The organism is Sideroxydans lithotrophicus ES-1 (genome assembly GCF_000025705.1).
Lineage (GTDB): Bacteria > Pseudomonadota > Gammaproteobacteria > Burkholderiales > Gallionellaceae > Sideroxyarcus > Sideroxyarcus lithotrophicus.
Genome location: NC_013959.1, coordinates 2,801,539 through 2,827,408, shown reverse-complemented (window position 1 = coordinate 2,827,408; position 25,870 = coordinate 2,801,539). Strand labels below are relative to the sequence as shown.

Genomic DNA, 25,870 nt, shown 5'->3' with positions numbered 1-25,870 from the left:
AGCCCATCGCCATGCCTAATCCATTCTCTGCAACCTGGACAGCCACAGGCAACAATCTCTGCAACGGCCATTGGGAGATCACTTTCCAGGGACGGATGCTGGAGCTCAGCCCCGCCAAGCGCGACGAGGATATGGACACCTACGGCATTTACAGCTATATCTTTCCCGACGACGAAGACTATGCCGAGGGCCTGCCGGAAGACCGGTGGATAGAGGCGAATGCATCCTGGCTGGCGGAGCTGTTCCTGCAGCACGATATTCCCTGCGATGTGGCACACATGCGCTGGTTCTACCAGGCAGTGAATCGGCATGACTGGCGCTGCGGCAGCTGCGGCGGATGCCTCTAGCTGGCATCTATCCATCAGGTAAAGCTTCGAAGGTGTTACGCTTCGGCACCCGCGCCTCAATACCATCCTGACGCGGTTCTCGCGAGTGCCATTCCGGCTTGCCCGGCTTTCAACGAAACGTGCACAACCATGGTCGACGTGGTGCCGGCCTGATCAAATGATGCAATAATCATCGGCACCGCCCAATCTGGATACTTAAGGAGAAAGTCGATCAGGATCGACTGCAGACAAAATGATTGAAATCTCGCTTGCACTTAAACTCGACTCCTTCCTGGTCAACAGCATGGGCAAGTCTGAGGATGTATCGAGTCAGATGTCTGTCCGGGCATTGAAACTTTCATGCGAAAAAGTTGTTGCCGCGCGGCAGATGACCGAGAACAAGCCGACTGCCGACTTTGCGTTTCTGGCTTCCGCCAGCAAGCGTGAGACTCAGGCCGATTCCGACAAGGAATTCGATGAAAGACTGTTTACCTACCTGACGACCCATACGACAGTCGATGTCTCCAGCGTCAATATCGCTTACGGTCTTTCAGGCTATGTTGCGGAGCAAAAAGGGACTGGCAGCGGTGAGATCGGTCGCATATATATCGCCGAATTGCCGAACCAGCTCCGCATCGATCTGGAACTGGTATTCACCCAGGATGAATTCGACGCGACCTGGAACCTGATGACGCAACAAAAGGTTCGCAACGTGATCGCCACCCTGGTCTGTTTCGAACTGGCGAAGAATCCGGCAGTCGGACACGGTGTGAACCTGATCGTTGCCGGTGTCATGTCCTGTTCGCTGCAGCTCGCCCCGAACGACTGACTCGAATCACGGATGCCGGATCCTTCCCGGCTTCTCCGGTGTCATTCCCCCTGAATCTTCGAGCGAAACAAGCCGCTTTGATCACCTGCTGCATTTCACGTGGGGTATCATGATCATGTTGTAGGCAAACCTGCAAACACAGGTTCAGCGTATGAGGCGGCTCATAGTATAAAAACTGTCGAACCCGGACGTGGAGGAACTCATGTTGCAACCAAGCGCTGCTGCGAGAATGCCTGTTCCGGCACTGCTGCGGCGATTCGTCCTGATCTACCTGTCTGCCGCGATCGTGCTCACCGTCGCGATCTTTCTCAGCATACGGTTTGATGTACAGGACCGGATCAACAACGCCAAGGTAAGAGAAGCGGCACGGGTCGACACCGCGAAGAATCTGGTGGCGCGTGATTTTTCCACGGTCACTTCGGATCTGCGCCTGCTTGCGTCCACCCCGTCACTGCGGCGCTTCCTCGATCATGGCGGCGAGGAGCGCTTCGACGAACTGGCCAATCTGTTTCTGGAATTGTGCAGGATATCGGGGAACTACGACCAGGTGCGCTACCTGGACACCTCCGGTCGCGAGATCGTCCGTGTCAACTTCAATGAGGGCAGCCCGGCCATCGTTCCGCGCAGCCAGCTGCAGGATAAATCCGGCAGATATTTCTTCCGCGACAGCATCAAGCTCGACCGCAACGAGATATTCGTCTCTCCGTTGGACCTGAACATCGAGCACGACCAGCTGGAACTCCCCTACAAACCGATGATCCGTTTCGGCATGCCGGTGTTCGATGGTGCCGGGCACAAACGCGGCGTTATCCTGCTCAATTACTTTGGCGGAGAGCTGCTGCAGCACTTCCGCGATGTCATGCGCGGCGGCGATCGGCGCCGCGGCATGCTGCTCAACCGCGATGGTTACTGGTTGAGCAGCGCGAAGCAAGATGAAGAATGGGGTTTCATGCTGGGCAAGCCGGAACTCAGGTTCGGAAAGAAATACCCCGACGTATGGAACGCCATATCGACCGGCGACAGCGGGGCGCTGCAGACAGATGCCGGGCTGTTCGTGTATTCCACGGTCTATCCATTGCAACCCGGGCAGCGCTCATCCACTGGCTCGCCGTTGCCGCGGTCTCCCAGCAAGCACGAACTGTCAGCGCGCGAATATTACTGGAAGATCGTTTCGTTCACCCCCTATGCAACCTTCACCGAGGCTGCCGAGATCAATGAGGTGGGCAGGGACATCCTGTACGGTGTCGCTTACCTGCTGCTTGCGTTCGGGTCGTTGGCCATCGCCTTTTTCAGCCTGAGCCGCAAGCAGGCGCGGGTCAGGATGGAAGAAGAAGAGGCGCGCCTGCGCGAGATCGCCGTCACCATGAGCGACGGCCTGCTGGTCGCCGACCTGGAAGGCAAGATCACATTTGCCAATCCTGAAGCATGCCGATTGCTGGGCTACAGCGAGAACGAACTCCTGGGCAAGGACATGCATGGCACGTTGCATGTCCATGGTGACGGCAAGCAAAAGGAAAAGCACGAGTGCAGCATGCTGCGCGTGGCGCGGACCGGGGAGACCTACCGTGCGGTGGAAGAGATATTCAGGTGCAAGAACGGGCAGCTGTTGCCGATCTCGGTGAGCGTCTCCGCGATCATCAGGGAACAGCAGGCCGCAGGCATCGTGGTGGCATTCCACGACATCACCGAAAGAAAGAAATTCGAGCAGGAACTGGAGCGGCGTGCGCAGATCGACGCATTGACCAGTCTCAACAACCGGCGCCATTTCTACGAACTGGCAGAACAGGAGATATTGCGCACCAAACGTTACGGCAAGCCGCTGGCATTGATGATGCTGGATGTGGATCACTTCAAGGACATCAACGATACCTATGGGCACCATGTGGGCGATACTGTCCTGCAGACACTGGGTGCCGTCTGCCTGCAGACGATGCGCGAGATCGACATCATCGGCCGCCTCGGCGGCGAGGAGTTCGCTATCCTGCTGCCGGAAGCGACCGCCGCACAAGCGTTCGATGCAGCCGAACGCTTGCGCCTGGCGGTTGCAGCGATAGCGATGCCGCTGGAGCAGGGCCAGACCCTTTCCTTCACCATCTCGATCGGGGTGACCGGCCTGGTGGCAAAAGACAGCGATATAGCAGACATGCTCAAGCGCGCCGACGAGGCCATGTATCAGGCAAAGAGATCAGGGCGCAACCGGGTGTGCAGCCAGGAATGAAGCAATGTCGCCAAGCGGGTTGTTCGCTGCTTGGCAGAACCGGCAAATGCGCATAAAGTTGAACCGACGCAGATCGCCATAGCACGCGTCCCCATCCCGCCTGATCACTCAGACTGGCCTGTTCCTCGACAAGGAGAACATCATGCCATTCACCATCACCTCGGCATCCTTTCCCAACCACGGTGCGATCCCCGAGCGCCATACCTGCGACGGCATGAACGTCTCCCCGCAACTGGGCTGGAGCGGCGTGCCGGAAAACACCAAAAGCCTGGTCCTGATCATCGACGACCCGGACGCACCCGACCCCAGGGCGCCGAAAATGACCTGGGTACACTGGGTGCTCTACAACATCCCGCCCGACACGCACGAACTGCCCGAAGGCATCGCCGCTGCTGCGCTGCCGCCGGGCACATTGCAGGGCAAGAACGACTGGCAGGCCATCGGCTATCGTGGACCCTGCCCGCCGACAGGGAACCACCACTACTTCCACAAACTGATCGCCCTCGACATCGTGCTGCCGGACCTGAAGTCGCCCACCAAGGCCGCACTGGAAACCATGATGCAGGGCTACACGATCAGCCGCGCCGAACTGATCGGTCGTTACCAGCGCCAGCATTGAACTCGCCGGGTGCATGACGCAGAGAGCGGGATGACCACAGCAGCGGAAAAATGAAGCTGATGCTGCCGTCGCCTATCCTCGCCATTGGTCTTCCATCATAATTCCGCCACCGAATCACGCCATGCAATGGAGAAACCATGTCTATCCAGAACAAATTCATGCTCGAACCGGAAAAAGCCGTGCTGCTCGTCATCGATGTGCAGGAAAAACTCTGCGCCGCCATGGATCAGGCAGGGCTGAGCCAACTCACCAGGAATGCCGGCATCCTGCTCGAGGCCGCGAATGAACTGGCGATACCGGTGGTGTTCACCGAACAGTATGTCAAAGGGCTGGGCCCGACATTGAGCGAACTGAAGAACAGGGCGCCTGCCGCACCCTGCCATGAAAAGATGACCTTCAGCTGTTGCGGCAACGAGGCCTTCGTCGACCGACTGGAAGAGAGCGGCAGGACGCAGCTCATCGTCGCCGGCATGGAAACGCATGTCTGCGTGCTGCAAACCGTCATCGAACTGCTGGAAGAAGGATTCAACGTGCATGTCGTCAAGGACGCCGTGCTGAGCCGCAGCGCCGATAACAAGCAAACCGCAATGGAGGCCATGGTGCTGGCCGGAGCCGTGCCCACCTGCACAGAGGCAGTCGTGTTCCAGTTGCTGAAGATCGCCGGCACCGCATCGTTCAAGAAGCTGTCGAAACTGGTCAAGTGAGATGGCTGGGGCGCTGCCCGGCCACATCAGCGGCATTCATTTTTTTGTAACCAAGGTTTGCTACTAATGGATGCCCTTATTTGCGGGGCATTCACCATGAGCCAGGAAGAGACGCCACTGTACGGGGAACTGGTCATCCCTTTCAACGCCGAAGGCCAGCCAGACTTCCACGAGCAAGCAAAGAAGAAGGCCACGGAATTGCGGTCAAGGATCCGGCAGACTGCTTATTACCTGGCGGAAAAACGCGGCTTCGAACCCGGTTACGAACTGGAAGACTGGCTCAAGGCCGAGAGACAGGTGTTGCGTACGTTCCGCTGAAGCGAAAGAGATCCAACCTACCGCGCCGCCAGTTGCCGTGCGCGGTTGCCCACCGCACCCAGCAGCGACACCGCAAACTTCGGATTGGAACAGACCAGGTCGAGGAACACATTGCGGCTGATCGCCAGCAATACGCAATCGGTCTGTGCGATCGCACTGGCGATGCGCTCGCCGCGCGTGATCAGCGCCATCTCTCCGAACATGCCGCCCGGTCCGATGGTCGCCACCGTGCTGCCTTGGATCGCGATCGCCACGCTGCCCTCCAGCACCACATACATCATCACGCCGGCCTGGCCTTCTTCCATGATCTTGCGTGTGGCCTGGTAGGGCACGCGCGTGCTGTCGTCCAGCTCATCCACCAGCTTGTTGAGCAGCTTCTTGTCGAACACTCCCGCATCTTCCGCGCCGGCCTCGCCGGACAGCATGCCTGAGGACTTCACGGCGGCGATGGTGTCGCGCAAGCGTGTGATCATGATGCTCATCAGCAACAGGCCGAATTCAGGCGCAGCGCCGAGTGCGGCATGGAGCTGGTCCTTGTCCAGCGTGTAGAGGCGGCAGTCGGTCTTGGCCCTGGCTGTCGCCGTGCGCGGCATGCGCGTGATCAGCGTCATCTCGCCGAAGATGTCGCCGTTGCATACCGTGCCGATAGCGGCACGATTCACCGTCAGCTCCACATCGCCTTCCACCAGGAAATACATCCTGTCGCGCTGGAAGAGCAGTGCATTGGCCCTGTCGCCCTTGGCAAAGAGCGTCGTGCCTGCGGCCACATCCAGCGGGCTGCCCGAAGCCTTGAAATATTTCAGCGCGACCCTGGTATCGAAAGTCGGTTTTGGCGGTGGGGCAGTGAAATCGAGATTGTCCATGTCTGGTGCTGAGCGCCTTCGTTGATTCTGGCTGGGGGCGCGGAATTTACTGCGAGGGCGAAAGGGCGTCAACTTGAAAAGCGGGGCGATGTGGAAGTAACCTGAAGGCTCTCGATGCCCAACGCAAGGAGAGACCGCATGCTCTTCACCCGACCACAGGCACAGGCCTTCTATGACCGCTTCGGCAGCAAGCAGGATGCGCAGGCATTCTATGAAGATGCGGCGCTCGACGACCTCATCGCACACGCCGCTTTCGAACAGGCTGCCAGCGTGTTCGAGCTTGCCAGCGGCACCGGGCGCTTCGCCTTACGCCTGTTGGGCAGGCACCTGCCTGCAACGGCCTCCTACCTCGGCATCGACCTCAGCAGCACCATGATCGGGCTTGCCACACAGCGCATCGCACCCTACGCCGACCGCGCGAAAGTGATGCAGACCGACGGCACCATGCAGTTCCCGCTGCCCGATCATTCCGTCGACCGCGTCGTCTGCGTCTACCTGTTCGACATCCTGCCCGAAGACGACATCCGCCAGGCCATCGCCGAGGCGCACCGCGTGCTCAAGCCCGGCGGCAAGCTTTGCGTGGCGAGCCTGACACAAGGGGTGACAGTGGCTTCGCGCATCGTCAGCACGCTGTGGTCGCTGGCCTTTCGCCTGCATCCCGCGCTGGTGGGCGGCTGCCGTCCGCTCCGGCTCGACCGGTTCTTTGATTTTGCAAACTGGTCGCCGGATCGGCGCAACGTGGTGGTCAAGTTCGGCGTGCCCACCGAAGTGGTTGTTGCAACACCGAAGTGATCATCGGATGTCGCTATCTGTTCTGGGCATGCACATGCATGCAGGCAGGCCGCGTCAGAATATATACAGCGCGCTGATCGTCACCGGGTAGGTTGCCGCGTGCGAACTGCCATCGGGGGCGGTTGCATAGGTGATCCGGTTCACTTCGCCGCGAAAGGCCAGGTGGGGTAGGGGATGATACTGCGCACCAAGTCCGAAGATCACACCGCTGCCGATCCCGGTCCTGCTCGCGGTGAGTCCGCTGGTAAAAGTCGTCGTGGTCTTGCCGAGACCCACGCGGAACATCAGGTTCATGTTCTTCACGGGCACGGCATTCTGCACCAGCGACAAGCCCTGGAACTTCACGGTGTAATTCCCGCCGACCTTGCCGAGGTCGATGGAACTGACCTCCAGCACATCCACAGTAGTCCCGGCACCGATGGCAAGATTGGCCTTCCCGGTACCAGTGCCTGCAGCGACGTAGACCAGACTCTGGTCATCAGCGAAAGCATTGAAGGTCGGTGCGATGAAGACCAAGGCAAGCAGAAGCGATCTGTTCATTTGAATTTCCTGATGGGCGTGTCTTTAGATGGTGCCTTTATACAACACCCAAACCGTCGCGTCTTCTGCTTCGTGGCCTGCATTCGGTTTGCTTGATGTAGCAGGAATCAAAAGAGAGCCATACTGTAAAATGACCGCTTTACCCAAGGCCGGCAAAATGACGATCTCCGAGACCCAACTCCTCACCATGCTCGAACTGCAGGACGGCATGAACAGCAAGGTCAACCCCGCCTGGGTTGCCGCCAACAACAACTGGCATCGCGCCATCCAGGTCGAAGGCGTCGAAGCGGTCGAGCACCACGGCTGGAAGTGGTGGAAGAAGCAGGAATGCGACTGGGCGCAACTGCGCATGGAGCTGGTCGATATCTGGCACTTCATCCTGTCCGCAGCCATACAGGTCAAACTCGGCAACATCGCCCAGGCGCAGATGGAGATGCAGGCCGAACTCGCTCTGCACCACAAGTCGGTGCAGTTCGATAACCAGAACTATGTGCTCGCCCAACTGAACCTGCTGGACAAGCTCGACCTGCTGGTGGGCCTCGCCGCAGCCAGGCGCACCAGCCTCGCGCTGTTCGAATCGCTGCTGCACGACTGCGACATGGAATGGAACGACCTGTTCAAACAATATGTCGGCAAGAACGTGCTCAACGTGTTCCGCCAGGACCACGGCTACAAGGCCGGCACCTACATCAAGATATGGGATGGCCGCGAGGACAACGAACATCTGGTCGAGGTGCTGGAGATCGCCGATCTGGATTCCGCCAATGTCCGCGACGAGCTCTACCGCTCGCTCAAGGCGAGATACCTGATCGTTCAGGAAGGGAAATAAATTCCCTCTCTCGCAAGCGGGAGAGGGTTAGGGTGAGGGGCGGCAGGTTGAAGCCAGTTTGAGGGTGAAGCTCAGTCCCTCATCCCCAGCCCTTCTGATGTAACTACTAGCCATTCGACTAGGCTGCCAAACAACGTCAACCAAGTCGCTGGTTATCCCGCCTGCGGGCGAAGGGAGTAAATTCAAATAACCAAACAGAATTGGAATAAGCATCATGTCAAACCAAGAATCCTTCGATGATGAAGAAGTCACCCCCGCGCTCTCCGAACAGGAGATGGACGAGCTCGACAGCTTTCTGATGTCGGACGCCACCACCAACGAAGTCATGCTGCTGGACTGTCTGGATGGATTCCTCACTGCCCTTGCTTGCGGCCCGGCGCTGCCAAAACCGGAAGAGTGGATGCCGCGCGTGTGGGGCCCGACAGCGGCAGACGCACCGGCATTCGTATCCGCTGCCCAGGCAGCACGAATCACCGACCTGCTCGCGCGCCACATGAACGCAATCGTCTGGAGCCTGCAACAGGACGCCGAGCATTTCGAGCCCGTGTTTGATCTGCAAGTCTTCGAAGGCGACGAGCGCGAATACATGGACGGCGAGATGTGGGCGCATGGATTCATGACCGGCATCGACATGCAGCGCTCTGGCTGGCAGTCCCTGTTCGAATCAAAACACGGCCCCGTGGCATTGCGACCGATCTACCTGCTGGGTGCGCCGGAGATCAGCGAGGCAGAAGAAGAGCTGGTAAAGACACCGGCCCAGCGTGAAGAACTCTCAAAACAGATCCCGGCCAGCATCGGCTGGATCTACAAATTCTGGGCGCCGCAACGCCGTGCGGCAGACAGTGCCAATGGCAAAGCCGCTGCAGCCGAGATTCCAAAGATAAGCCGCAATGCACCTTGCAGTTGCGGCAGCGGGAGGAAGTACAAGAAGTGCTGCGGGGCGGCTCAGGGGGAAGATTGAGGAGGGTTGGCCGAAGTTGCTTGGGTGTAATGATTCAATGTGGATCAATGGAGACTGACCACATCGAATTGTTCATTAATTTGTTTAAGTGCCGTTACGCAATGTCTTCTTGGCTGCATCCAAAGGAATAAAGCCAGCCTTATTTTCAGCGACCGCACGTTCCGCCTCCTTCAATGCCAACCCGTGCCACTCCGGCGATAAGAATGCTGACAGTTCATTTGCCCGTTGCGGCACTTTCGCCCGGTGCTTGGCTGGTAGCGCAGTCAGCACATCATTTAGATTCATTACCATGACTTTTTGAATCACAAAAACAATGCCGCCGAAACACCAAACCGTTCTGCCAAAGCTTTTGCCTGGCGGGTATTGAACTCGCGCCGCCCAGAAAGCAACTCGGATACCACGCCCTGGCTACCCAATTCCGGCAGATCAACCTGGCGCAAGCCATCGCACTGCATCAGGTAACGTAGCGCATCCGCGCCAGTCGCAGCCTTCGGCATTTTGTCTTTGGCTTCATATTCGGCAACCAGATCGCCGAGGTAATCAACCAGACGCGCGAGCGGATGTTTCTCATCCGCACCGCCTGCATCGATAGCTGCGTCCAGCGCCTCAACCAACTGCGCATACTCCTTGGCATTGCGCGCAGGCTGCAACAGCGGTGCGACATAGCTCCAATGCTCGATTGCTGCTTTGACTCGTGCGTTCATTTCCAACCTCCTTGGTCGTATTCCTTATGCGGCAATACCGCTCTGACAAACACCCGTCCCGTATTGAAGTGGATAGCGGCAATCAGGCGCAGCTTGTTTCCGCCAATGTCGAACACGAATACATCGCCCACCTTGTCAGTGCTGGGGAACAGCTTTCGCAACTCCGAGAAATTGCGCCATTCGGCCTTTTTGCACAGCCGGTACCACTGTTCCAAAGCACTCGCGCATTGCGGATGCTCTTGCTGCGCAGTCACGATGCGGCGGTGAGTGATGATGTGCATGGAGGCATTATATCTCAATTAGAGATATTGTGTGTTTTGGGGTGGCGGGCAGAGAAAGGGAGCCGTGATACGTGCCAGTGGTTACCCCAACTCGAAAAGGCTGACGAATTTGGTATCCGCACATATTCCGATGCTGACCCCAATCGTTTGCCGTTCGTTGAATAGTTGTTTGCGCAATAGGAAAACGTGGTGCTGACTCCTTTAGCTCTCGTATGGTTTCCTGAAAAATCAAATCGAGCCTGGCTCCTTTGATTGGCCCCTTTTATTCTCATGAAACGAGAGCGCTTCGACATGTCCTCATTGATTCGGAAACTGTGCTCAGTTCCCAATCGATCTTTTCTGCAGTCAAAATCCCCCTATTCACAGTAGCGCAATACGAGAACTACCGCGCATCGGCTCAGTCTGAGCAAAAGCGTCAGTAGTTGGCAACGGTCCGTCTTTTCAAAATGGGCGAGAAGTACTACGCTTACTTGCGCATTCTGATGTGATTCGACAAACCTAATTCGTGTTGGGATTTGAATGCGGGATAGCAGTGCGATTCAGACCCCTTTAGTGAAGGAGATGATCATGAATCAACAATTAATTCAAATCAGGGATCAGCAACGCCAGACCTGGGACCGATTTTCCGCCGGTTGGAAACAGTGGGACAAGTTCGTGGTGGACTGGATGGCCCCGATCGGAGAGCAACTCATTCGCAGCGCCAAACTACGGGACACGTCCCAAGTGCTCGACATAGCTGCGGGCACAGGTGAACCGGGATTGTCTGCCGCAAAGCTCACACCCAGGGGAAAGGTGACCCTCACAGACCTCTCCGAACGCATGCTCGAAGTCGCCAACGAAAATGCCGCACATCGTGGGCTTGCCAACGTTGCTACCAGGCAATGCGATGCCTGTGAATTGCCTTTCGCGGATCAAAGTTTTGACGCCGTCATGTGCCGTTTTGGGTTCATGTTCTTTCCCGACATAAACCTCGGACTCAGAGAAATGGCGCGCGTGTCCCGCACGGGAGCACATATTTGCACGGCAGTTTGGGGCGCCCCCGAGAAGAATTCATGGGCCACCACCATCATGGGCGCCATCGCCGCCAATGTGGAGATGCCGCCCACGCCGCGCGACGCACCGGGACTGTTCAGGTGCGCGACACCGGGCCTCATGACCGAAGCGTACCGCGAAGTGGGGCTCGAAAACGTCGCCGAAACAGAGGTCGCCGGGGAGCTGGTGTTCGAATCCGCGGAACAGTACTGGAATTTCATGACCTCGGTTGCTGCCCCGGTCGTCGCCGGGTTGGCCAAGGCAGACGAACCAACGCGCGAGAAGATCCGGCGCACGGTGCATGAAATTGCGCAGCAAACCTCAAACGACGGACAAGCAAGGCTCCACTGGTCGGCGCTGGTCATCTGCGGAGAAAAGCCACGCCTGCACTGACTGCCCGATGAAAGCAGGCATTGGATTATCCGGTGGCATGACGCTTTGAAGGGAAGGTTGGATTGCTAGCGTAGTGTTAAACAAAAAAGCCCGGCGATGCCGGGCTTTTTCTCAGTTCATATTTCAACCGCAGGATACGACTCAACGTATTTTTCTTCGCCAACGCCATAATAAGTGCAGGTTCGCGCTGCAAAGTCCACATCGTACTTAACAACACCGGCTCTCCATGTCGCTGTCAAGAACTCGGGAAACGTACTGTTCCCAGCCTGATCAGTACGCAACGCAGTGATGAGCGCATCGCGGCTGAATGGAGGCACGTCTGCCATGCCGGTAACCAGAGGTGATCCTTGAACAACGACTGGGCCTTTCTCAGTCAGATACAGGCTTTGGCACGAAGGCAATGACCAGATGTTTCGCGTTACGCCCGCACGCCGAAGCGTTTCGGCCAAGTAAGGAAAACCACTGACCTTGGGCCTGCCAGCCATCGCCCGCTGTTGGGCAGATTTAAGATTCTCAATTGCTATGCTCATTAAGGATTCTCCTCAAATTGGAATAGTTGCCTGCGCAATAGAAAAACGTGGTGATCTGCTTGATTCTGTTTTCTTTCAGTTTACGCGGCCACGTGTTGATCCGGCTCTACCGAGAGCTTCATACCTACCGCCTTCAGCACAGCGAGCAACGTTTTCAGTGTTGGGTTGCCATTGGCCGAGAGTGTGCGATACAACGATTCGCGACTGATACCGGCCTCGGCGGCAACCGCACCTAATCCGCCATATGCCTCGGCAACAGTGCGCAGTGCGAGCAACCCGGCTGCGCGATCATCGGGATCATCGAGAGATTCCATGGCGGCTTTGAGATATTCGACAGCCAGTTCACGATCTGCACGCAGTTCGGCTACTTCGAGTTCGTGGTGTGATACCGCTGCTTTGATTTTTTTGCTCATATTTGCCTCCGCTTCCAATCTTGCCAATATTCCTTGGCGGTCTTGATGTCTGACGCTTGCGATCTCTTGGAACCACCGCATAGCAAGATGACAACCGTCTGTCCATGGCGACCAAAGTACACCCGATACCCAGCGCCAATATGCTCGCGCAACTCCAGCACACCATCGCCTACCGGATCGCAGTCTCCAAAATTTCCCGCTTCCAGACGTTTGAGGCGGACGCGAATCTTGGCCTGTGCTTGCTTGTCTCGTAGCGACTGCAGCCAATCAGTCATTGGCTCGGTGCCATCCTCAGTCTGGTAACGGAAGACTTCGATCATGAGAACAATGTAGCTTAAAAGCTACTAACAATCAAGTGGGCTTATGGATGATGGGCTTGATGCAGTTGTGCAGAAAATGCCTGACGGAATTGGTTATGGAAAATAATCCGAACCCGACCCCTTTGGCCTCTGTAGGCCGGCAACAATAGAGAAAAGTTTCTTTGAAAATTGCATGGCAAACTCCTTGAGGGAAGGCTCTGAAAAAATTGTGGTCTGAATTGACCCGGGCCTTTCGGACACTCCAATCAAGCGACACACATGCTTCGCTCGAACTCTACCGGACTGACATAACCTAGCGACTGGTGCATCCGGCTACGGTTATAGAACAGCTCGATGTAATCAAATACAGCCGCCCTGGCTGTATCACGGCTCTCGAAGTCGATATGGTGGATCACTTCGTTCTTCAGGTTGCCGAAGAAGCTTTCCGCCACCGCGTTATCGTACGCATTGCCCTTGGCGCTCATGCTGGGCTGGATGCCGTGCGCCGCCATCCTCTCACGATATTTCCGTGCCGCATAGATCGGCCCCTGATCGGTGTGGTGGATCAATCCCGCACGCGGTTGGCGTTGCTCCAGCGCCATGTCGAGCGCGTTCAAGATCAAGGCCAAGTCAGGTCGGTCGCTCATTGACCAGCCGACCACCCTCCGCGAGTACAGATCCAGCAATATGGCCAGGTACAACCATCCCTGACGAGTGCGAATGTAGGTCATGTCGCCCACCCAGATGCGATTCGGGTGATCCACCCGGAACTGCTGTTGCACCAGGTTGGGTGCTGCCGGAGCGGTGGCATGGTTCTCAACCGTTATCCGGAAGCGGCGTTTGCGCCTTGCTTCTATCCCCGCCTGTTTGCGCAACCGCGCCACACTATGTTTGCCGCAGGTAACGCCTCGCGACTTCAGCGCAAGCCAGGTCTTCTTCGCCCCGTAGGCTTGCCGCGATTGCATATGCACACGGCGTATCTGCGACAGCAACTCATTCTGCGGCGCATCGCTCTTTGCAGGTCGATCACGCCATGTGTAGTAGCCGCTGCGCGATACCTGCATCACGCGGCACAGGCTGCTGACCCGGTACTCGTTCTCGTATTTCTGTATGAAGGCGTACTTCACCCGAGTTCCTTGGCAAAGTACGCTGCGGCCTTTTTTAGGATGTCCCGCTCTTCCGTGACACGCTTCAGTTCCGCTTTGAGCCGGGCCACTTCGCTTTGCTGTTCCAAGGGTTTGCGTCCTGTTCCCTGAAACGCTTCCGGCCCTTTGGTGCTCAGTTCCTTCTGCCATTTGTAGAGCCGGTTGCGGGGAATGCCCAGTTCCATCGCCAGTTGCGTTGCCGGCTTCTCGCCCAGTTCCAGCAACCGTACCGCTTCCAGTTTGAATTCCCGGTTGAAACGCTGACGCACTCGCTCAGGATTGACTGCTCTTCGTTCCTTGCCCATCTGACACCTCCAAGTGTATTGTGACTCCACTTAAATGTGTCCGAAAGGCCCGGGTCAGTTCAGTCTGTCCCCTGTTGTTCCATTTGGTCTGTCCCCTGTTGTTCCATTTCCGTCGCCACGGATCAGCCGGGTGAAAAAATTGCCACACTTGAACAAGAAGGCGACCGCATTACTGCTGCGATGGATGAACTGTTTACGCGGTCTTGGGCGTAACAAAATAAATGCGAAGCTGAGGTTTTCTTAAATCGTTCAGGTCTTTTTTTGCAGCGCATCGTTTCTAGACCCTTTGAGGACTTTTTTTGGTTTTGCAACTCGAAATGGTTGGCAGATTTGGTTGCTGCGACAATGCAAACCTGCCCCCTTTTGCTTCGACCCGTTTGATCTTCTTTAACTCACTTAACGTTGCCTTTGCTGGCAGAGCGCTTGAGGTACGTGTTCAATTATGAATTGTTGATGCTCGGTTTTGGTCGGCTCAGATATATCCGGCTGGAGCAACCTGATTTCCATCGTCCCGGCGCAACACAAGCTGCCTTTCCAGCCGGCAGAAAATAGTGCAGGGGCAAATGTTCGCGTTGCGGATGGTATTTCCTCGGAGCATTGTTTTGAAAGCTGGGTGCATCCAATTCGAACGCTATTCGTATGCTTCAAAATGGTTTCGAGAATAGCGGCATTTGGATTCGCATGCTTCTCTCGACCTAGAGAAAATATTACTGTTTGCGGTTGAACCGTATCCATCAATTTACTGGCGAATGCTGTCGGATTCGCCGCATTTGGAAGGCCGCCGTGATGGGGGAAAACCAAAAAAAGTGCTTTTGCGTTTATTTTTTTTGAAATAATCTCATCAAGAGTAATTTCATCCATATCGCCGCTGAGCAAAGCTACTGGCGTACCGTTGTAAAGTACTCTGATGACAGCACTTAGTGAATTGCTTGTTATCAATCTATCTTGTTTATCCTTCCCTCCGACGCCAAATGCTGCGAGAAGCCTTGTTGGTGCGGCAACTTCAAGCAATGCATTTTTGAAACCAGGGATGGGCAACGGGCCATCAGCGAGACCTACAGTTAACTTTGGACCATTCTTATAGTGCTCTTCATCCAAAACGAAAATTAGATCACGCCAAGCTTCACTGTTCTTGTCTGCATCAGCATTTAATACCACCGCGTTCACACTAATCCCAGCACTCAGCATCCCAGCTAATCCGCTAATATGATCCGCATCGGAGTGGGATAAAATTACAAGTTCGATTTGTGAGATATTTCTATGAAGCAGATACTCAAGTAGCCGTCCTTTCAGTCCTGTATCAACGACGACAGTTACGCCATTCTCGTGAATAATATTGGCATTACCGTGCCCGACATCGAGTACAACCAAGCTGGGATCGTGTGTGGTGTTCATAACTATTTACTTAACGACCAGTCTTCGACGAACAAATCGTCTGCATCCTCCGCACCCACATTTACTGTGGCATAAAGTCGAACGATTTCACCTTTTGCAAGGCGATCTCGAACATTTATGAGTGCTGCGTTATGATTTATTCGCCATTCAAAACTGACCAGTATGGAAGGACTCCACTCAGGAATGATAGCGTTCACTTGTATCAGGTCGCCATTGCCAAGTAACTCACCACCCTCAATCCTAATAAGTGTTTTCCATGGCCGCCGTATGGGGGAAAAATTGCCCTTAAATTCGGCAACGCAAGTTTGAAAAGCGTTTTCTAGCGTTTCAGATGAGAGATCGCTCGGTGATATAACAACAGGAATGTGACGGCGGCTGCGACGAATTGCCTCGGGTAAGTGTTTATCTATCCTAGTACACAGAACAGCCGGGAAATTGTTCTTGTAGAGTCCTGAGACAATCTCGTCACCGTTAATGGTGGAATAGTTTTTTACTTTTAAATTGAAATCACATATTACTGCGTCATGGGCTTTATCAAACGTAGCAAGTAAAGTTGAGATGTCTACTATTGGTCCAATAACTTCTTCCGCAGCGATCTCAAGCTCCTCGACCGGGTATCGGTAAGTCTGTCGAACTTCAGCATTGTCATCTATAAGGCGGACTCGTTCTATTGTTCGGTCTTGGTAGGTCAATGTCATATTAAGATCCTAATATTGGGAGAAGAATCGTGAATTCCGCCCCACCAAGAGGGCCGTTGGATACTGCATCAATCTTCCCCCCCATATCTTTGACGGTGTCTCTAACTATGGTCAAACCGAGTCCAGTTCCATCCGGATTCGTCGTGGCACCTGGCAGCCAGATTTCAGACAATTTTAGATCAGCAATTCCAGGACCTGTATCTGCAAAAACGATTTCAATAACTTCATCCTTGACGCTCGTCGTTATAGTGATAAAGCGATTCGCTGTTGCGGCTCGCTCAAAAGCTGCCAGAGAATTATTAATTAGGTTAGCGAAAACTGATTCAATCGCGGCTTCTGAAGTGCGGAGGTAAGGGTCACCTTTGCACAAATGATGCTCGATTTTCGAGTCTCTTCCTAACATGAATGGTTCCATGAGCTTCGTAATGTGATCGATAGTCTCATGGATGGATACACGCGCCATTCGCCGCTTTGATGCGCGTACTAGGCTTAAAGTGGCAGTTCCAAGTGTTGCCAAGCTGGATGAGGCAGATTTAATACTTTCAACAGGGGCTAGCAGCTTAGCTTGATCCGTTTTTACCTTTACTATCTTAGGTATTCGCTGTGAAAGTGCAGTAACGCTAAGATCAATGGTCTTTAGAGGATTGCCATGAGCCTCATGCGAGAACGTCGCTGCTGTTATGCCGGCAGTACTTAACGTTCGATAAAGTTGAATTTCCTTCTTGAGAGCGTCTGTCTCTTTGTCACGAGTTTTCTGATATCCAGAGAATGCGGATTCAATAATTTTACGTACTTTGGGTTCGGCCAGAGCAATGGCCGCATCCACTTTGTCTTTTTGGATAACAGCTGCTTTTGGTGCTGCCTCTTTTTCGTTCCGTCTTCTCAGCTCCGCTTTTTCTAAGCGCCACCTCGCCATCCAGTTAAGTGCATCTTGCGCGAATTCCTTCAACTCACCAAAGGTGTCATTTTCTATAAATCCAGTTCTATCCGTTTTTTGCTTTAGCGAGTACTTGCCTGAACCCGGAACAGTGATTCGACCAATAGAATTGTGTGTCCCTGGACGTTCCTCAGGGCTTTTGACCCTCGCTAAGTTCATTTCCAGCCAGTCATTCCCTTGGTTTCCATATGGCGCTACACGTATTTCATCTTGATACACGTGTACTCCACCAAAGGTGGTTAACCAATCAGTGATTTCCGTTTTGGTAACACGACGTGCGCTGAACTCTGTTCCTCCCAATAGAAAGGCCCATAGGTCAAAGACAGACTGAGGGGCTTTGTACCGCTCAGCCTGCTTCTTTCTCCTTAGCTCTGCGTGATCTGCTTTGGCTAAGACCTTTCCTTGCCAATCCAAAATTCTTGCGGATCCCGAGCCGTTAGCATCTATCTTTGCGTATAAATGGTAGTCGGCTTGATCAAAGTATTTTTTACTTAACAAGGCTTCTACTTCTTTAAACTCTGGCGCAATCAAATTTACTTGGAATCCATTGGCTTTGTCACCGAAAGGGTCTGTGAGCAGTAACAGCGACCTTGCTAGGCGCTTTACTTCGTCCGGACGAACCGCTGCCCGCAAATCCTTAAGTACAATGGTGACCCCTTGGCCAAGTTCAACATTTTTCATTGTTGAAATTTGCAACTCGACGTCTTCCACGACATTCGCCGAGTCAAACTTTGACCAGTCAATAGTTAAGTGATGGATACGTCTTGAATTTCCGCGCTGTACTGCAGATAAGGTAACTTCTTTACCCATTCTTAAAGCAGCTAACCTACCCAAGCCTTTGCTGCCTGCCGGTCGTCTACCCAAACGAGTTGGTACGTCGCTTTCTTTACTTGATTTTCCGAGTATAAGCCAGCCATTCTTTATGGCATTGGCATCCATGCCATCACCATCATCAACGATACTAATTTCGCCACCAATTGTTGTTGTATTGGTTATCTTGATAGTGCAAAGGTTAGCATTGGCGTCATACGAATTCTTTACCAATTCCAAAATGCTTTGATCTGGACTTTGGTTTAATTCCTCACCGAGCCTAGTTAAAATTGCGGGAGAAAAGCGGAAAGTCGCGGTAGTCATAACCAATCAACCAAAGGTAGTTTTTTCACTACAGAAGTAGTTAAGTGACGGCAGCGAATTGCGTTATTCATCCATTCATCTACTTCGGGACGGAGAAGCGATTTCATTAGCTTCTTACACGTACTCAATTTACCGTCAATTGGGGAGAGAACAATCAAATGGTTTTCAACTGCAACTTGCAGAGGGCTGGTTATCAGTGACGGTATCACCCGCCTAGGATCAGATGGATTGGATGTCCTGCGTATGACCACAAATGGTGTTTGGTGCAGCGTCCCATCGAATATGCACTTTTCGTCTATTTCGGTCTCACCATCTGGAATTGCATGTGATACACATAGATAGGGTACTTTCTTACCTGCCACCTTGGCTCTAAAGGGGACATATGCGCCTACCGAAACACGAAAAACGCTCTCCATAAGAATGGTTTCTGGATCACTAAGGCAATGCCCGGCAAAATTTGACCAGTCGCCACAAAGTGAAATATTGGCGGCGTTATTCTTTATCAGGTGAATGACAAAGACATCGACATCAGTGTTTTTATCAAAGCGCCCGTATAAAGAAATGTTCTTAATTTCCGCTTGGCTAGAAATATACTTTCGCCACCGCGCATAGCGAGTTCCACTACGTAAAACGTCTGGTAGCACTGCAACTATTTCCTGTCCATCTTTAGCATTAGTAATAACGCAATCCAAGATTACGCCGGCCAGTTGGACATTACCTTTAGCCCATTTGCAGTCAGATGGAGAACTAACGGAAACAAAAGGAGGATTCATTACTACGCAATCGACTTGAGAAATTCGCTCAATATTATTGAAGTAATCGCCCATTTGCACTTGGTCGAATGGGGCTTCTGAACTCATCGATACGTTTTTCGAACCCTTCCCTGAAGAATGGCTCTTGGCAGCCAATAACATAAGGCGCGCTTTCGTCGCTTCGACAAAAGAATCATGCAGGTCGCATGCAACAATTCTTTTTTCCCATGCGCGAATCGTGTGTAATAAATCACTCCCAAGACCAAATGTTGCGGCGCACGCTAGTAAGAGGTCACCCGCACCACACGTCGGATCAGCGATAGAGGCCCCATTTTGCAAGCGGTCAGCGATACATGATGCAACGTATTTGGACAGTTCGTGACCGGTGAAATAGATGCCATCAGCGGCCCTCAACTCGTTGGACACATAACTGACTAAAGCTTCCGCAGCTGCCCCATTCAAAAGTTTTTCTGTAATAGCAGAATCTATTGAGCCATTTTCGAGAATGCAGGCTACCGCATATTTTACTTGGGATGCGAATGCGCTATATGGTTGCGCTGGGGAGATAGAGCTAGTTGTGCGGTTCATATTCATTATTGATTGTTAAGTAACGCACATCTGTCATTAACTTTTCGCACTCTGGTTAATCCTGATGGAATTGGGCAAGGTTATCAAAAAGCAATCAAATAATACCCGAATATCTTGATATTTATATCATTCTAGGGGGATTGATTGAGTCATTCAGAGCCCTGTATCTATATAACGGATTACTCAAACCGCAACGCCTTCTGTTTCGTTTCCACCACCTTACCCGCCTTCGCCCTCGCTCCAAAGTAAGTCTGCAACTCCTTCCCGCCGATCTTCAGTTGCTGCACCTTGCTGCCCACCGTGCCGCCCAAGGTGAGCTCGGGGGTGTTGATGACCGTGCAGGCCGTCAGTTCGTCGCCTTCTTTCAGGTCGATCAGCATCATGCCTTTGCCGCCGCCTTGCAGCAGCTTCAGTTCGGACAACACGAACACCAGCAGTCTTGCGTTCTTGCTCAGTGCGGCGACCAGCGAGTGTTGCGTCGGGGCCAGCAGCACCGGCGGCAGGATGGTTTCTTCCTTCACGCTGATGAACTGTTTGCCCGCCTTGTTGCGTCCGACCATGTCGCCGATGAAGCAGGGGAATCCGTAACCCGCACTGGTGGAAATCAGCACGGGGGTTTCGGTCTTGCCGCAGAAGGCGTGCGCGATCTTGGCGCCGGGGGCGAGTTCGATGAACGTGGCCAGCGGTGCGCCGTCGCCGCGGCCGGTGGGCAGCGCTGAGACGGGGATGCTGCACACGCGGCCATTGCTGCAGATGACGATGCACTGGTCGGTGGTGCGGCATTCGTAGGTGGCGGCGATGCTGTCGCCGTCCTTGAAGGCGATGGCGGAAGCGTCGATGCCGTGGCCCAGGCGCGTGCGTACCCAGAAACGTTGCGAGATGAACACCGTCACCGGTTCGTCGCTCACTTGCGCGGTCACCTTGGTGATCTGCGCTTCCTCGATCAGCGTGCGGCGCTCGTCGCCGTATTGCTTGGCGTCGGCTTCGATCTCGCCGACGACCAATTCGCGCAAGGCTTCTTCGCTGCCCAATACTCGTTTGAGCTCCTTGGCTTCGGCCTTCAGTTCCTTGATCTCGCGCTCGATCTTGATGCCTTCCAGTCGTGCCAATTGGCGCAGACGGATTTCCAGAATGTCTTCGGCCTGGCGTTCGCTCAGGTCGAACTTCTTCATCAAGTCTTCTTTGGGCGCGTCCGAATTGCGGATGACTTTGATGACTTCGTCGATGTTCAGGTAAACGATCATGCGCCCGGCGAGGATGTGCAGGCGGTCGTTGACTTGTCCCAGTCGATAGTCGCAGCGGCGCGTAACGGTGCGCAAACGGAACTCGACCCACTCGCGCAATACCTGCGTCAGCGCTTTCTGCTGCGGGCGGCCGTCGAGGCCGATCATGGTGAGGTTGACCGACACCGAGTTTTGCAAACTGGTGTGGGTGAGCAGCACCGCCATCATGTCGTCAGGGCTCTGCTTCGACGATTTGGGCTGGAACACCAGACGGGTCTTCTGCGATTTGTCCGATTCGTCGGCCACTGCATCCAGCACCGAGAGGATGAGCTGCTTGTTCTGCGTCTGCTCCGGCGTGAGCGATTTCTTGTTGGCCTTCACCTTGGGGTTGGTCAGCTCGTCGATCTCTTCCAGCACCTTCTGCGCCGAAACGCCGTGCGGGAATTCGCTCACCACCACCTGCCACTGACCGCGCGCCAGTTGTTCGATGCTCCAGCGTGCGCGCATCTTCAGCGAGCCGCGTCCGCTGGCGTAGGCATCGCGGATGTCCGCGGCGGAAGAGATGATCTGGCCGCCACCGGGGAAGTCCGGCCCGCTGATGTAGGACAGCAGCTTGTCGTCTTTCACGTTGGGGTTCTTCGCCAGCGCCACGGCAGCCTTGGCGACTTCCTTCAGGTTGTGCGAAGGGATCTCGGTCGCCATGCCCACCGCGATACCGGAGGCACCGTTCAGCAGCACCATCGGCAGGCGCGCGGGCAACATCGCCGGTTCCTGGAAGGCGCCGTCGTAGTTGGGAATGAAATCCACCGTGCCCATGTCCAGCTCGGACAGCAGCAAGTCGGCGATCGGCGTCAACCGCGCCTCGGTGTAGCGCATCGCCGCCGCGTTGTCGCCATCGCGCGAACCAAAATTGCCCTGGCCATCCACCAGCGGATAACGCATCGCAAAATCCTGCGCCAGCCGCACCATCGCCTCATACGCGGAAGAGTCGCCATGCGGATGGTATTTACCCAGTACATCACCGACCACGCGCGCCGACTTCACATGCTTGTTGCCATGCGTGAGACCCATCTGGCGCATGGCGTAGAGGATGCGGCGCTGCACCGGCTTCTGTCCATCGCAGACTTCAGGCAGCGCGCGGCCCTTGACCACGGAGACGGCGTATTCGAGATAGGCGCGCTCGGCGTATTCGGCGATCTTCACTTCGTCGGCGTCGGGCAGGGGGGCGAGGGGGGCGAATTCGCGCTTGCCGGGGGTGGGCTCAACCGGCGCTGGTGCAGCGGCTTCGGGTTGTTGGTTGTCTTGTGGGTCGATTTCGTTGGTTGTCATTCTTTGTTCTTGCCGTAAAAATTTGGTTACAAAGCACCGAATCAGTTCCCTCTCCCTTTGGGAGAGGGCTAGGGTGAGGGAGGACTCCTTGAGGTGAAGCCCTCACCCCAACCCCTCTCCCGGAGGGCGAGGGGCTATATATCCGCCTCAACCTCATTCCCGTGATACTCCAGCCACGCCCGGCGGGTTGACGCTTCCTGCTTGCCCATCAGCATATTGAAGATCGACATCGTCGCCTTGAACGAAGCACTGTCTGCCTTCACGCACAGCGCACGTCTGGTATCCGGATTCAGCGTGGTGTCCCACAGTTGCTCGGGGCTCATCTCACCCAGGCCTTTGAAGCGCGAAATCGACCAGCTGCCTTCGCGGATTTTTTCCTTGCGCAGGCGGTCGAGGATGCCGGTCATCTCGCCTTCGTTCAGCGCGTAGATCTTGCTCGCCTGTTTCTTGCCATGCGCGGGCACGTCGATGCGGAACAGCGGCGGCTGTGCGATGTAGATCTTGCCGGCTTCCACCACGCGGTAGAAATGGCGATAGAACAAGGTCAGCAGCAGCGTGGAGATGTGCGAACCGTCCACGTCGGCATCGGCCATGATCAGGATGGCGTTGTAGCGCAGGCCGGAGAGGTCGACGCTGTCGGTCGGCGCATGCGGGTCGACGCCGATGGCGACGGCGATATCGTGAATCTCGTTGTTGGCGAACAGGCGGTCTTTCTCCACCTCGAAAGTGTTCAGCACCTTGCCGCGCAGCGGCAGCACGGCCTGGAATTCCTTGTTGCGTCCCTGCTTGGCGGAGCCGCCGGCGGAGTCGCCCTCAACCAGAAACAGCTCGGTGCGCGATGGGTCGCTGGAGCTGCAATCGGTGAGCTTGCCGGGCAGCACGGCGACGCTGGAGCCTTTCTTCTTCTCCACCTTCTGCGCCGAGCGCATGCGCGCCTGCGCCTGCTGGATGGCGAGTTCGACGATCTTCTTCGCCGGCTCGAGGTGTTCGTTCAGCCACAGTTCGAGCGGGTCCTTGATCATCGAGGAGACCAGGCGCAGCGCGTCGCGCGACACCAGCTTCTCCTTGGTCTGGCCTTGGAACTGCGGATCGAGCACTTTGGCCGAGAGCACGAAGCTGGCGCGCGAGAACACGTCTTCCGGCACCAGCTTCACGCCCTTGGGCAACAGGCTGTGGATCTCGGCGAACGCTTTCACCGCGTTGAACACGCCGTCGCGCAGGCCGGCTTCATGCGTGCCGCCGGCGGGGGTGGGGATCAGGTTGACGTAGGATTCGCGCACTACGTTGCCTTCGGCGCTCCAGGTTAGCGCCCAGCTGGCGCCTTCACCTTCGGCAAAGCCGGTGGTGTCGCCCTTGCGGGTGAACTTCTCCTGCAGCAGGATAGGCGTGGCCAATTCGAATTCGGACAGTGCTTCGGCTAGGTAGCCGCGCAGGCCGTCGGGGTAGGTCCACGATTTAGTCTCGCCGGTCTTTTCCAGATTCAGCGTGATGGTGACGCCGGGCAGCAGCACCGCCTTGGAGCGCAGCGACAGTTCGAGCTGGGCGAGGTTGACGTTCGGCGCATCGAAATACTTGGGGTTGGGCCAGGCGCGCACCATGGTGCCGGTCTGGTTCTTCGGGCAAGTGCCCACTTTCGCCAGCGGCTTTTCGGCCACGCCGTCGACGAAGCGCAGCTCATGCTGGCCGCCTTCGCGGAACACGGTGACTTCGACCTGCTTCGACAGCGCATTGGTCACCGCCACGCCGACGCCATGCAGACCGCCGGCGAACTTGTAGGCGCCGTCCGATTCCTTGTCGAACTTGCCGCCGGAGTGCAGCACGGTGAACGCCACTTCGACCACCGAGCGGCCTTCTTCCTTGTGGATGCCGACCGGGATGCCGCGGCCGTCGTCCTTTACCGAGACCGAGCCGTCGGCATGCGCGGTGACAAAGATGTTCTTCGCGTGACCGGCCAGCGCTTCGTCGCAGGCGTTATCCACCACCTCGGCGATGATGTGGTTGGGCGATTCGAGGTTGGTGTACATGCCCGGGCGCTGGCGCACCGGCTCAAGGCCGCGCAGGACTTTAAAGCTAGCTTCGTTATAAGTGGCCATTGTCTGTTCGCTGAACTATTGCGTGTGTGAGGGTGCTGTCGGGGCGCATTTTACCGGACTGGACGGCCGGGAGACGAATGCTGTCATCGAATGCCTGCAGATCGAGCATTGACGCGGTTCTTCAGCCAATGTCGCACTGCGTTGCGGCGAGCGATGACAAAAAAGCCGGCTGGACGCCGGCTTTTTTGAAGCACATCGAGCTGGAGATTATTTATTGGCCAGGCTCTGTTCGAATTTGACCAGTTCGGTGATATCGGCCTTGTGGGCGCCGCTCGGGTCGTTGGCCGGCATGGGCATGGAGCCCCAGTTGCCGGAACCGCCCTTGGATACTTTCATCACCAAACCTTCGATGAGCGGATATTCCTTGCCCTTGTAGGTATATTTGGTGACGCCTTTGCCGGTGTATCTTGCGGCAACGTCTTTCCAGGCGGGACCAACTATCTTGTGGTCGATCGCGTGGCAGGCGACGCAATTGTATTTTTTCGCCAGAGGCGGCATGTCGATAGCGAAGGTGCTACCGGCGATCAAGAGTCCTGCAGTTGCGGCCATGCTAAGGATGACGGATTTCATAATTCCTCCTCGAATCAAGATTAATGCAAGTGATGTGGAGACTGTGCCTCCTGTCTGTTTTCATACCCGACTAGCCAAACTTATTGACGCCGGCAATCAAACAACGCGCATCCATGCGGATTGTTGACAGGGTTGCCGGGATGTTTGAAAACTGACTCAATTATTCACGGACCCTTTACACTTTCTTGACGGATACCTCATGTATGCAGCATTGGCTGCGTTCATGCCGGCTGGGGGAAACGCGGTGCGAAGACGTTCTCGCTCGCCGGATCAAAACCGGATAAATAGGATCCTGAGTTATAGCCTTGCACAAACTTTGCTGTTAGATTTTGCCCCTGTTGCCACAGGATGAATTTGATGTCGTTACTCGTATGCAGGAAATGCAAGAAGATCATCACCTCGGATACCGAGCCCTGCCCCTATTGCGGCGAGGCGGACCCCGGGGGACATCAGGTCGAACCTGAGCCTGCAGAACCGCAGGATGGCCTGATGAGCGCGGGGTTGGTGATATTCATTTTCGCCGCGCTGCTGATCCTGGTGTTCGAATGGTTTTCGAATAACGATCGAGCGAATGGCTCCGGTCAGGGAGCGGATAGCAGTGGAGCCGCAGGTTCAGTCTCACAAACGAGTTGCCTGGCATCCGAATGTGCAGCAGGAACCAGGACCGTTACCCGCGCCACCATCCAGGAGCCGTTCTACATGTGCAAGAGTGAAGAGTTCTCCGAGTATGCGAACTTTGTCTTGAGCGTGATGGTCAAGCAGGCCCGCTTCGCCGACATCGCCCCGGAGGTCTCCACCAAGACCGGTGAACCGGTGGCGCAGGGTGACGACAAGTTGCTGCTGGACAAGCACCGGGCGAAGGCAGGCGTCTCGACATTCGAGCAGGCCATCTCCAAGTGCTACCGGGGCAGGGGAAATCTGCAACTGGTGGTGCTGTACAGCCCGAAAGACAGCAACAGCATCTACGTCGCCGCGGAAGAGAACCAGGAAGATAAATACTGGTTGCCCAAAGCGCGGCTGTTCAGGAGGTAGCCTCCAGTCCGTGGCGCG

Annotated in this window: 28 protein-coding genes; 11 read left to right on the top strand and 17 right to left on the bottom strand. The window is 55.3% G+C overall.

Annotation, left to right across the window (positions count from 1 at the left end; all coding sequences use genetic code 11):
- Window positions 1-11: 11 nt before the first annotated feature.
- The 6 genes from SLIT_RS14015 (at window position 12) to SLIT_RS13985 (ending at window position 5,014) form a co-directional block, all read left to right on the top strand.
- The gene (locus SLIT_RS14015) at window positions 12-347 is read left to right on the top strand and encodes a PM0253 family protein (protein ID WP_013030927.1); all 336 of its coding nucleotides are present in this window, start codon (window positions 12-14) and stop codon (window positions 345-347) included.
- A gap of 232 nt (window positions 348-579) precedes the next feature.
- The gene (locus tag SLIT_RS14010) at window positions 580-1,155 is read left to right on the top strand and encodes a hypothetical protein (RefSeq protein WP_013030926.1); all 576 of its coding nucleotides are present in this window, start codon (window positions 580-582) and stop codon (window positions 1,153-1,155) included.
- A 202-nt stretch (window positions 1,156-1,357) separates the two neighbouring features.
- Window positions 1,358-3,373 carry a sensor domain-containing diguanylate cyclase gene (locus SLIT_RS15435; RefSeq protein ID WP_013030925.1) on the top strand — a complete coding sequence of 672 codons (2,016 nt, stop codon included), beginning with the start codon at window positions 1,358-1,360 and terminating at the stop codon, window positions 3,371-3,373.
- A gap of 142 nt (window positions 3,374-3,515) precedes the next feature.
- Window positions 3,516-3,992, top strand: coding sequence for a YbhB/YbcL family Raf kinase inhibitor-like protein (locus SLIT_RS13995; protein ID WP_013030924.1), 477 nt, complete (start codon window positions 3,516-3,518; stop codon window positions 3,990-3,992).
- 137 nt (window positions 3,993-4,129) lie between these two features.
- Window positions 4,130-4,696, top strand: coding sequence for a hydrolase (locus SLIT_RS13990; protein WP_013030923.1), 567 nt, complete (start codon window positions 4,130-4,132; stop codon window positions 4,694-4,696).
- A 66-nt stretch (window positions 4,697-4,762) separates the two neighbouring features.
- Window positions 4,763-5,014: a DUF2934 domain-containing protein gene (locus SLIT_RS13985; RefSeq protein ID WP_013030922.1), complete on the top strand. Its 252-nt coding sequence runs from the start codon at window positions 4,763-4,765 to the stop codon at window positions 5,012-5,014.
- Window positions 5,015-5,031: 17 nt separating this feature from the next.
- Here SLIT_RS13985 and SLIT_RS13980 read toward each other — a convergent pair whose 3' ends face one another.
- Complete coding sequence (locus SLIT_RS13980) at window positions 5,032-5,877, bottom strand: cyclic nucleotide-binding domain-containing protein (RefSeq protein ID WP_013030921.1); 846 nt, start codon at window positions 5,875-5,877, stop codon at window positions 5,032-5,034.
- A 138-nt stretch (window positions 5,878-6,015) separates the two neighbouring features.
- Between SLIT_RS13980 and SLIT_RS13975 the strand changes: the two genes are divergently transcribed.
- Entirely contained in the window at window positions 6,016-6,669 is a 654-nt protein-coding gene (locus SLIT_RS13975; protein WP_013030920.1) for a class I SAM-dependent methyltransferase, read from the top strand.
- A 54-nt stretch (window positions 6,670-6,723) separates the two neighbouring features.
- Here SLIT_RS13975 and SLIT_RS13970 read toward each other — a convergent pair whose 3' ends face one another.
- Window positions 6,724-7,209, bottom strand: coding sequence for a hypothetical protein (locus SLIT_RS13970; protein ID WP_013030919.1), 486 nt, complete (start codon window positions 7,207-7,209; stop codon window positions 6,724-6,726).
- 130 nt (window positions 7,210-7,339) lie between these two features.
- Between SLIT_RS13970 and SLIT_RS13965 the strand changes: the two genes are divergently transcribed.
- Window positions 7,340-8,038, top strand: a complete 699-nt coding sequence (locus SLIT_RS13965; protein ID WP_013030918.1) for a dUTP diphosphatase — start codon at window positions 7,340-7,342, stop codon at window positions 8,036-8,038.
- A 214-nt stretch (window positions 8,039-8,252) separates the two neighbouring features.
- Window positions 8,253-8,999, top strand: a complete 747-nt coding sequence (locus tag SLIT_RS13960) for a YecA/YgfB family protein (RefSeq protein ID WP_013030917.1) — start codon at window positions 8,253-8,255, stop codon at window positions 8,997-8,999.
- A gap of 84 nt (window positions 9,000-9,083) precedes the next feature.
- Here SLIT_RS13960 and SLIT_RS13955 read toward each other — a convergent pair whose 3' ends face one another.
- Genes SLIT_RS13955 through SLIT_RS13945 form a run of 3 tightly spaced genes read right to left on the bottom strand, consistent with a single transcriptional unit; the run spans window position 9,084 to window position 9,984 of the window.
- Window positions 9,084-9,305: a hypothetical protein gene (locus SLIT_RS13955; RefSeq protein ID WP_150103017.1), complete on the bottom strand. Its 222-nt coding sequence runs from the start codon at window positions 9,303-9,305 to the stop codon at window positions 9,084-9,086.
- A complete protein-coding gene (locus tag SLIT_RS13950; RefSeq protein ID WP_013030915.1) occupies window positions 9,302-9,703 on the bottom strand; it encodes a helix-turn-helix domain-containing protein in 402 nt (133 codons plus the stop codon). Before SLIT_RS13950 ends, SLIT_RS13955 begins: the two co-directional genes overlap by 4 nt.
- Window positions 9,700-9,984 carry a type II toxin-antitoxin system HigB family toxin gene (locus SLIT_RS13945; protein ID WP_013030914.1) on the bottom strand — a complete coding sequence of 95 codons (285 nt, stop codon included), beginning with the start codon at window positions 9,982-9,984 and terminating at the stop codon, window positions 9,700-9,702. The genes SLIT_RS13950 and SLIT_RS13945 overlap by 4 nt, the downstream gene beginning before the upstream one ends.
- Window positions 9,985-10,551: 567 nt before the next feature.
- Here SLIT_RS13945 and SLIT_RS13940 point away from each other — a divergent pair.
- Entirely contained in the window at window positions 10,552-11,409 is an 858-nt protein-coding gene (locus SLIT_RS13940) for a class I SAM-dependent methyltransferase (protein WP_013030913.1), read from the top strand.
- A 116-nt stretch (window positions 11,410-11,525) separates the two neighbouring features.
- Here the strand turns inward: SLIT_RS13940 and SLIT_RS13935 are convergent, their stop codons facing one another.
- The 12 genes from SLIT_RS13935 to SLIT_RS13885 all read right to left on the bottom strand — a co-directional run bounded on the left by SLIT_RS13935 (window position 11,526) and on the right by SLIT_RS13885 (window position 24,820).
- Window positions 11,526-11,939: a DUF1398 domain-containing protein gene (locus SLIT_RS13935; protein WP_013030912.1), complete on the bottom strand. Its 414-nt coding sequence runs from the start codon at window positions 11,937-11,939 to the stop codon at window positions 11,526-11,528.
- Window positions 11,940-12,019: 80 nt separating this feature from the next.
- On the bottom strand, window positions 12,020-12,352 hold the full coding sequence (locus SLIT_RS13930; RefSeq protein WP_013030911.1) for an addiction module antidote protein: 333 nt from the start codon (window positions 12,350-12,352) through the stop codon (window positions 12,020-12,022).
- On the bottom strand, window positions 12,349-12,672 hold the full coding sequence (locus tag SLIT_RS13925) for a type II toxin-antitoxin system RelE/ParE family toxin (RefSeq protein ID WP_013030910.1): 324 nt from the start codon (window positions 12,670-12,672) through the stop codon (window positions 12,349-12,351). The genes SLIT_RS13930 and SLIT_RS13925 overlap by 4 nt, the downstream gene beginning before the upstream one ends.
- A gap of 245 nt (window positions 12,673-12,917) precedes the next feature.
- The gene (locus tag SLIT_RS13920; protein ID WP_013030463.1) at window positions 12,918-13,778 is read right to left on the bottom strand and encodes an IS3 family transposase; all 861 of its coding nucleotides are present in this window, start codon (window positions 13,776-13,778) and stop codon (window positions 12,918-12,920) included.
- Window positions 13,775-14,101 (bottom strand): transposase, encoded by a 327-nt coding sequence (locus SLIT_RS13915; RefSeq protein ID WP_013030462.1) that lies wholly within the window; start codon window positions 14,099-14,101, stop codon window positions 13,775-13,777. Before SLIT_RS13915 ends, SLIT_RS13920 begins: the two co-directional genes overlap by 4 nt.
- 396 nt (window positions 14,102-14,497) lie before the next feature.
- Window positions 14,498-15,496, bottom strand: a complete 999-nt coding sequence (locus tag SLIT_RS13910) for a ComEC/Rec2 family competence protein (RefSeq protein WP_013030909.1) — start codon at window positions 15,494-15,496, stop codon at window positions 14,498-14,500.
- Between the two features lie 2 nt (window positions 15,497-15,498).
- Window positions 15,499-16,194, bottom strand: coding sequence for a hypothetical protein (locus tag SLIT_RS13905; protein ID WP_013030908.1), 696 nt, complete (start codon window positions 16,192-16,194; stop codon window positions 15,499-15,501).
- A gap of 1 nt (window position 16,195) precedes the next feature.
- Entirely contained in the window at window positions 16,196-18,265 is a 2,070-nt protein-coding gene (locus tag SLIT_RS13900; protein WP_013030907.1) for a sensor histidine kinase, read from the bottom strand.
- A complete protein-coding gene (locus tag SLIT_RS15710; protein ID WP_083775049.1) occupies window positions 18,262-19,611 on the bottom strand; it encodes an N-6 DNA methylase in 1,350 nt (449 codons plus the stop codon). Before SLIT_RS15710 ends, SLIT_RS13900 begins: the two co-directional genes overlap by 4 nt.
- A 173-nt stretch (window positions 19,612-19,784) precedes the next feature.
- A complete protein-coding gene (gene parC / locus SLIT_RS13895; RefSeq protein WP_013030905.1) occupies window positions 19,785-22,157 on the bottom strand; it encodes a DNA topoisomerase IV subunit A in 2,373 nt (790 codons plus the stop codon).
- Between the two features lie 134 nt (window positions 22,158-22,291).
- Complete coding sequence (locus SLIT_RS13890; protein ID WP_013030904.1) at window positions 22,292-24,250, bottom strand: DNA topoisomerase IV subunit B; 1,959 nt, start codon at window positions 24,248-24,250, stop codon at window positions 22,292-22,294.
- A gap of 207 nt (window positions 24,251-24,457) precedes the next feature.
- Window positions 24,458-24,820: a c-type cytochrome gene (locus SLIT_RS13885; protein WP_013030903.1), complete on the bottom strand. Its 363-nt coding sequence runs from the start codon at window positions 24,818-24,820 to the stop codon at window positions 24,458-24,460.
- A gap of 357 nt (window positions 24,821-25,177) precedes the next feature.
- On the opposite strand from SLIT_RS13885, the gene SLIT_RS15430 reads away from it, so the two are divergent.
- Entirely contained in the window at window positions 25,178-25,852 is a 675-nt protein-coding gene (locus tag SLIT_RS15430) for a hypothetical protein (protein WP_013030902.1), read from the top strand.
- Window positions 25,853-25,870: the final 18 nt, after the last annotated feature.

Bases quoted from the DNA above. Each gene is read 5' to 3' on its own strand.
- SLIT_RS13925 (WP_013030910.1), bottom strand. From the start codon at position 12,672: ATGATCGAAGTCTTCCGTTACCAGACTGAGGATGGCACCGAGCCAATG.
- SLIT_RS13905 (WP_013030908.1), bottom strand. From the start codon at position 16,194: ATGACATTGACCTACCAAGACCGAACAATAGAACGAGTCCGCCTTATA.
- SLIT_RS14010 (WP_013030926.1), top strand. From the start codon at position 580: ATGATTGAAATCTCGCTTGCACTTAAACTCGACTCCTTCCTGGTCAAC.
- SLIT_RS15435 (WP_013030925.1), top strand. From the start codon at position 1,358: ATGTTGCAACCAAGCGCTGCTGCGAGAATGCCTGTTCCGGCACTGCTG.
- SLIT_RS13995 (WP_013030924.1), top strand. From the start codon at position 3,516: ATGCCATTCACCATCACCTCGGCATCCTTTCCCAACCACGGTGCGATC.
- SLIT_RS13970 (WP_013030919.1), bottom strand. From the start codon at position 7,209: ATGAACAGATCGCTTCTGCTTGCCTTGGTCTTCATCGCACCGACCTTC.
- SLIT_RS13940 (WP_013030913.1), top strand. From the start codon at position 10,552: ATGAATCAACAATTAATTCAAATCAGGGATCAGCAACGCCAGACCTGG.
- SLIT_RS13935 (WP_013030912.1), bottom strand. From the start codon at position 11,939: ATGAGCATAGCAATTGAGAATCTTAAATCTGCCCAACAGCGGGCGATG.
- SLIT_RS13980 (WP_013030921.1), bottom strand. From the start codon at position 5,877: ATGGACAATCTCGATTTCACTGCCCCACCGCCAAAACCGACTTTCGAT.
- SLIT_RS13930 (WP_013030911.1), bottom strand. From the start codon at position 12,352: ATGAGCAAAAAAATCAAAGCAGCGGTATCACACCACGAACTCGAAGTA.
- SLIT_RS13990 (WP_013030923.1), top strand. From the start codon at position 4,130: ATGTCTATCCAGAACAAATTCATGCTCGAACCGGAAAAAGCCGTGCTG.
- SLIT_RS15430 (WP_013030902.1), top strand. From the start codon at position 25,178: ATGTCGTTACTCGTATGCAGGAAATGCAAGAAGATCATCACCTCGGAT.
- SLIT_RS13890 (WP_013030904.1), bottom strand. From the start codon at position 24,250: ATGGCCACTTATAACGAAGCTAGCTTTAAAGTCCTGCGCGGCCTTGAG.
- SLIT_RS13965 (WP_013030918.1), top strand. From the start codon at position 7,340: ATGACCGCTTTACCCAAGGCCGGCAAAATGACGATCTCCGAGACCCAA.
- SLIT_RS13885 (WP_013030903.1), bottom strand. From the start codon at position 24,820: ATGAAATCCGTCATCCTTAGCATGGCCGCAACTGCAGGACTCTTGATC.
- SLIT_RS13960 (WP_013030917.1), top strand. From the start codon at position 8,253: ATGTCAAACCAAGAATCCTTCGATGATGAAGAAGTCACCCCCGCGCTC.
- SLIT_RS13900 (WP_013030907.1), bottom strand. From the start codon at position 18,265: ATGACTACCGCGACTTTCCGCTTTTCTCCCGCAATTTTAACTAGGCTC.
- SLIT_RS13910 (WP_013030909.1), bottom strand. From the start codon at position 15,496: ATGAACACCACACACGATCCCAGCTTGGTTGTACTCGATGTCGGGCAC.
- SLIT_RS13950 (WP_013030915.1), bottom strand. From the start codon at position 9,703: ATGAACGCACGAGTCAAAGCAGCAATCGAGCATTGGAGCTATGTCGCA.
- SLIT_RS13985 (WP_013030922.1), top strand. From the start codon at position 4,763: ATGGATGCCCTTATTTGCGGGGCATTCACCATGAGCCAGGAAGAGACG.
- SLIT_RS13915 (WP_013030462.1), bottom strand. From the start codon at position 14,101: ATGGGCAAGGAACGAAGAGCAGTCAATCCTGAGCGAGTGCGTCAGCGT.
- SLIT_RS15710 (WP_083775049.1), bottom strand. From the start codon at position 19,611: ATGAATATGAACCGCACAACTAGCTCTATCTCCCCAGCGCAACCATAT.
- SLIT_RS13945 (WP_013030914.1), bottom strand. From the start codon at position 9,984: ATGCACATCATCACTCACCGCCGCATCGTGACTGCGCAGCAAGAGCAT.
- SLIT_RS14015 (WP_013030927.1), top strand. From the start codon at position 12: ATGCCTAATCCATTCTCTGCAACCTGGACAGCCACAGGCAACAATCTC.
- parC (WP_013030905.1), bottom strand. From the start codon at position 22,157: ATGACAACCAACGAAATCGACCCACAAGACAACCAACAACCCGAAGCC.
- SLIT_RS13975 (WP_013030920.1), top strand. From the start codon at position 6,016: ATGCTCTTCACCCGACCACAGGCACAGGCCTTCTATGACCGCTTCGGC.